The sequence below is a fragment of the Streptomyces chiangmaiensis genome (genome assembly GCF_036281785.1).
Classification (GTDB): Bacteria; Actinomycetota; Actinomycetes; order Streptomycetales; family Streptomycetaceae; genus Streptomyces; species Streptomyces chiangmaiensis.
This window is the reverse complement of the sequence record NZ_JAYWVC010000575.1, coordinates 1-1,368: the sequence shown is the minus strand read 5'-3', so window position 1 is coordinate 1,368 and position 1,368 is coordinate 1. Positions and strand designations below refer to the sequence as shown.

The 1,368-nt window shown below is 67.6% G+C and carries 2 protein-coding genes; both read left to right on the top strand.

Annotation, left to right across the window (positions count from 1 at the left end; all coding sequences use genetic code 11):
- Positions 1–315 precede the first annotated feature (315 nt).
- Entirely contained in the window at positions 316–708 is a 393-nt protein-coding gene (locus VXC91_RS45655; protein WP_329513221.1) for a transcriptional regulator, read from the top strand.
- Positions 709–859: 151 nt separating this feature from the next.
- The gene (locus VXC91_RS45650) at positions 860–1,120 is read left to right on the top strand and encodes a hypothetical protein (protein WP_329513220.1); all 261 of its coding nucleotides are present in this window, start codon (positions 860–862) and stop codon (positions 1,118–1,120) included.
- Positions 1,121–1,368: the final 248 nt, after the last annotated feature.

The window sequence follows — 1,368 nt, the reverse complement described above, 5'->3', positions numbered from 1 at the left end:
CGAAGCTGAACTTCAGCCGGCCCAGGGCCTCACGGCCCGGCAGCAGCTCCGCGGACTCGGCGTCGAGCTCACGAGGATCCATCATGATCGATTCCCCCTCAGGGTTCGAGACGTGTTCCCGTCGGACACGGTCAGGTCCCCCCGGATCACGTCCAACTCCGTCGGACGGACTGTCCAACGAGATTGGACACTAGGGCTGGGGCGCGGGTGACGCAAGCGGTTCAGGAGAACACCTTCCGTAACGCACCCAACTCGCCCCTAGAATGATCTGACGCGGAAGAGTTCCGCCTGGCGGCGAGCAGGAAGTGACCATCGGTGGCCAACGCACTGCAGCAGATCATCCGCGACCGGCTGGACAGCGAGCGCTGGTCGTACGGCGACGTCGCCCGCCGCGGAGGCATCCCGCGCTCGACGGTCCACCATCTGGCGACCATCGATCACATGGCCCGTATGCCCCAGCCGGCCACCCTCGAGGGACTCGCACAGGGCCTGGGCCTACCGCTGCAGACCATCCGCCGGGCCGCCGCGGAGGCTTGCGGCATCCATCTCTACGCGCCCCTCTCCGAGTCGGCACGCACGTCCGAAGCCGCTGGCGACCCCGAGGTGGACGTCCTCATCGCGAGCGTCCAGCGGCTGTCGGCAGAGGACCGTCGCCATGTCGCGGCGCTGGTCGAGTCGCTGCTCAACCGCGCTTCGGACGACTCCTGACGGCCGATGGCGGTACGGAGGGCGCACTCCGACCACACCGGTCACTTGCACTAGAAGAAGTCACTTCCGCCCAAAGGCGCATGATCCGACGCTAGTCTCTCCTCCTGCCTGGGCACGTGAGCCGCACACCTCAGGTCCTCTGGGGGAAACCTTGCTCTTCGTACACGGCGGCCCCACCACCGCCATCGTCAAAGGACCGACGGGAGAATCCGTGGTCCTGCTCTCCGGCGAGCTTCCGGCCGACCTGACCGACGCCGCCATCGCCGAACTGCTCGACCTCGCCGCTGCCGTGCTCAGCGAGGAAGAGCTCGCGCTGTTCGACCAGTGTCTCGCCATACTCCGCCGAGGCGAGGGCCCCACCCCGCAGCGCATCGAGATCAACGGTGCTGTGCTCACCGTCTACCGCGATTGACACGCAACCAGGGCGGCGCCAGTGGCCGGAGGCGCGCTCGTACACAATTGCCAGACGCCGAGTCCATGGCCTCGAACTCCCGGGCAGGGCACCATCTCGCCATGGCAACAACCGCACATCCGCACCACCGCCCCACCTTCCGAGCGCCCCCATGAGCCCGGCCCGCATCCCCGGCTTGATCGTGCCGCTGATCCTCTTGTGCGCCCTCGCGGCAGGTGCGGTGTGGTACTGGCGACATCGTGGCGACT